At 43.7% G+C, this 4,139-nt stretch carries 1 protein-coding gene and 1 pseudogene; one reads left to right on the top strand and one right to left on the bottom strand.

The features are described 5' to 3' along the window. A pseudogene (locus ACTU3N_RS14710) lies at positions 1-96 on the top strand (IS3 family transposase); the annotation flags it as partial. Between the two features lie 149 nt (positions 97-245). On the opposite strand, the gene ACTU3N_RS14705 reads toward ACTU3N_RS14710, so the two are convergent. Then, on the bottom strand, positions 246-2,903 hold the full coding sequence (locus ACTU3N_RS14705) for an inverse autotransporter beta domain-containing protein (RefSeq protein WP_443086883.1): 2,658 nt from the start codon (positions 2,901-2,903) through the stop codon (positions 246-248). Positions 2,904-4,139: the final 1,236 nt, after the last annotated feature.

Raw genomic sequence — 4,139 nt, 5'->3', positions numbered from 1 at the left:
GATTACATCGAAATGTTTTATAACAGTAAGCGTCGGCATGGTTCGAGTGATCAGATGCCACCGACGGAATATGAAAATCAATATTATCAACGACTCAGAAGGGCCTGGCTTATCCGTGGCGATTCAGGGAATACGGTACTCTTACCAATTAGTTATTTCACTGGTGTATCTTTTTTACGCCATTGTCCCTGACACCACGGGTATCCCAGGAGAGGCCTGGCCTCTCCTGGGTTCTTTCATTTATGTTAATTACTTATACAGGCATAATAGCCATAAGGCACTGAAAAATCACCGGTTGTTTGGGATGGAACGAAGAATGCAACATACCGTGTTATATTAATGGTTATAGTTGTACTGCTGAATAACCAGTTATGAGCAAGAGATGTCCAGCCAGGATACTTATGCAAGTCGTTCCATTCATATATCAGGCTTTGCAATTGTCCTTTATTTGCAAAACTGGCCCCCTGGGTTTTACAGGTACGGATTGCAGATCCCTGTATGTCTATATTTAGCCAGCCCTGGGCGATAGCAGTTTGCGCAAACCAGTTATTACCCATCTTCAATTTTATCTTCTGGCCATGCGTGTCTGTCCCTGTAAGTGTAACCCCACGAGGGTTGTTGATAACGGTGACAACATTTTTATCAACAGAAACAGCAGAAGACGAGGCCTGCCAGGTGACTGTGCCTGCGGCATTTGTTGTATTTATTTTAAATTTTGCGCCATGCCAGGTATTGTTGGGTATGCGTGTGCCAAAATTTTTTCCTTCAGCACCTGTAGCATCAATACCAATGATGGAAGTAACCGCCAGTGCCGATAGAGTGGTTATCTGCGGCGAAGAAAAGTATTGCCCATTGACCTCCGCCTTAATAATTGTGCTACCTGGCTGATCGCTCTCCCATACAGCCACACTACGCCCGGAACTGTCTGTCGTATTCTGTGATTGCTTCAATATACCGGAACCTGTATGCCAGCGAACTGACTCACCGGTGATGGGAGAACCTGCAGCATCGGTTATGGTTAATGTGATGGTCTGTGTGGTTTTTGGATAAACCCTGGTTTGCTCTACTCTGACTTCACCCCGAATGATTCTGGTAAAATTTACCGGCAGAGCTGCCAGTTTCTGGTCATCTACAATAGCGTTCACTATTGCTGTACCCTCATGCAGGCTGGTTAAGCTAACGCTGGCTTCTCCTTTGCTGTCGGTGAGTGTCTGAGCGGCCGTCAATGTACCTAAGTTGGTACTCCACTTGATAACGTTACCCATTACTGGCTGGCCTGCCATATTTTTGAGCGTCAGGGTATAGTTGACTTGATCTGCACCGTCAGCTTTGACCCATGTTTTGTCAGCCAGCAGGGTGAGGGTATTCGTTACAGGCATAAATTTGACGTCAGGAGATGTTACTGACTGATTGGCACTTGTTGCACTAACCTGAATGACGCCGGGGGTGTTACTGCTTAGCCGCGCTTTCGCGGTTCCTGTTTCGTTTGTTATGGTATCACTTTGCAATATGCCTTCCGAATTTTGCCAGCTAACAGCCTGGCCGGATACGGGCTTACCTTCACTATCCGTCACTGTCAGTGTGTAATGGATTATGTCCTGCCCGTTGGCAATTGCCGTTGTTTTATCTGTAGTCAGTGATAGCCGTTGTTTTATTGGGCGATTAACTATAATTCGGGTATAAGCAATTTCTGAGGCATTACCATGTGTATCCCATGCTCTGCCAGAGAGTGAAACAGACTGTTGTTGTTCAGACCATGCGGGTAGCTGAAGTGTGAGCTGTTGTGGGGTATTACTGATGACTCCCCCTCCGGCCTGACGGAGTTCTGTATCATCAAGGGATATTCGGGACAGGCCATATTTTGCTTTTACTTGTGGGCTGATCGTAATAGTGGTTAATTCCTCGCCCTGGATTGTGGGAGGAAATTGCAGCGTAATGATGGTCTGTTTACGATAATCAAGCACAACGGCATTATTGCGGCTCACCAGTTCAAGCCGGTTCGATGCAAGAGAGCGATTTATTGCGCCGCTTCCGCTGGTTAATTGTTGTTTGAGCGATTCACCAAGTCGGTGAGTGAGACTAACGTTAAAACGGACATCATCAATGCCGCTTTTGCCCCGTCGATAATCGATACCTGCAGTCAACAATGGGAAAGGGGTGTAGGTAATCCCGGCAGTAATGGCGGATGGGTTTTTTTGCAGGGTGGATTTATCCAATAAGGCGACATTATCACCATAATATTTTTCGTAAATAAGTTTACCACCCAATTGCGGGAAAGCGGGTAACCAGCCTTCAATACGGGCATCCCAGCCATCAGAAGGGCGCTCTTGATAGTCTTTTATATTTGGTGAATTCCGCCAGTCTGAAAGACGTTTATAGCCATTGGCCGTTATTTTCAGGTAATCTCGCCAGGATTCAAACCCGATACCGTAACGACGATTATTGTTATGCCAGTCGACATCGTAAAAGGCATTATAACCAAACATCCAGCCATGATCAGTAAAATGTCTGTGGCCCACCCCCACATTTGTTATGATACGCTTGTCATTTTGCCTGCCACCCCATTGAGTAAATAGCAAATTTTTTTGCGAATTATAGAAAGGGAAAAGCACATCAAGGGATGATTCATGCAGTGAAAACTTGTCATCAATACTAAGTTGTGCCTGCACACTGCCGAAACGTTGCAATGAATTGTTTAATTCATCAATGGTATGTGTCGCTATTTTACTGGCCAATAGTCGTTTAGTGTTTTCGGTACTTTCCTTACTTTGCAGTACCTGAGCCAGCTCTGCAGAAGACTGTGCAATAGTCTGTTCATCCATTTTAATGGGCTGAGGGAAACATATTATGGCATATAATAAAAACAACAAAGGAATTATAAAATAACAGATTGCTTTCTTCATGCTGCATTCTCCTTGCCACGGCTTTACCGCATCTTCTTTTCAGATAAATGAATATAGATTCGTGGATATCCCTTTGCCCTTATTTGGTTGAGGGCATTTTCTAATTTTTTGATTGTTAATTAGGGGCGTGATAACGCATAATCATGAGAGTGTAATCTCTGATCTTTTATTTTATTAATATTGTCGAGGGCTAATTTAATATGGTGTCATTTTTAATGACAACCAATTTTTATGATGAAAAACCACAGAGGTAAACTTTTATGAAGTTGTCATGTAATACAATCATTCCTTGATATATGGATTCTTATCTGATTATTTTGTTTGCGATTTAATAGTTGTCTGACATTAAAATTAAGAAGTAATTTACATTGTTAATGTTATCAAATAGATTTTTTTGTGTAAATAGCTTAACACAGAATAATATTCCGTTTTTTATGTTGTTGATCGTTATGCCCTACCAATTGCCATATGGACAAGTTTTCCCTGTGATGAACGTTGCAATACCCTATCCGTTGCTTCGTTATCCCCTTACATATCATTCCCATTTTGATGGACTATCTGGTAGGATGCTGAAGTAAATGGGTACGCGCAATTGTACTACATTTTTCCCCGGTCCTTACCGGACAGCGGATTGGGGTTGTTTTATCCACTAAACTGCATTTCGCCAGACGCGCTATATTTTGCTCTATACAGGGCAATAAATGACAAGTTGGAGGTATCAGACGCAATTATTTAGCTGTTATCCTCAAGCCAGACCCGCATTGTTTCTTCCGGAACCAAACCAGTAACGTTAATAACTCTTGACGGGTTTACAGGTATCTGCACACATCGTTGTCATCCGCAACCAGGTCTCCTGGCTAAACCAAATTGAATCGCCGTCTCATGTGCCGCCTTTTTATAGCCGTCTGAATTCCGGCACACAGTCTATCCTGGCTGGCAGCGCCTTACCGATATTAGAACTGGCTACACCAGTTCTGGCTGAGAACAATCGGATCATGTCGTCGGGAAATACTCTTTTCCGGATATATTATCGGCCCCAGCGTGGGCAGGATTTACCTTCATGGCACGACCTCAGTATCATGGCGGTGAAAGCGTCAGGCGATGGTTTTCTGAATCGCCACGGATAAGCCAGGCCCTTCTGAGTCGTTGATAATATTGATTTTCATATTCCGTCGGTGGCATCTGATCACTCGAACCATGCCGACGCTTACTGTTATAAAACATTTCGATGTAATC

The organism is Vagococcus sp. WN89Y (genome assembly GCF_052220145.1).
In the GTDB taxonomy this organism is placed as follows: domain Bacteria; phylum Pseudomonadota; class Gammaproteobacteria; order Enterobacterales; family Enterobacteriaceae; genus Kosakonia.
Note: the sequence above shows the minus strand (reverse complement) of the source record. Positions and strands in the feature narration are given on the sequence as shown.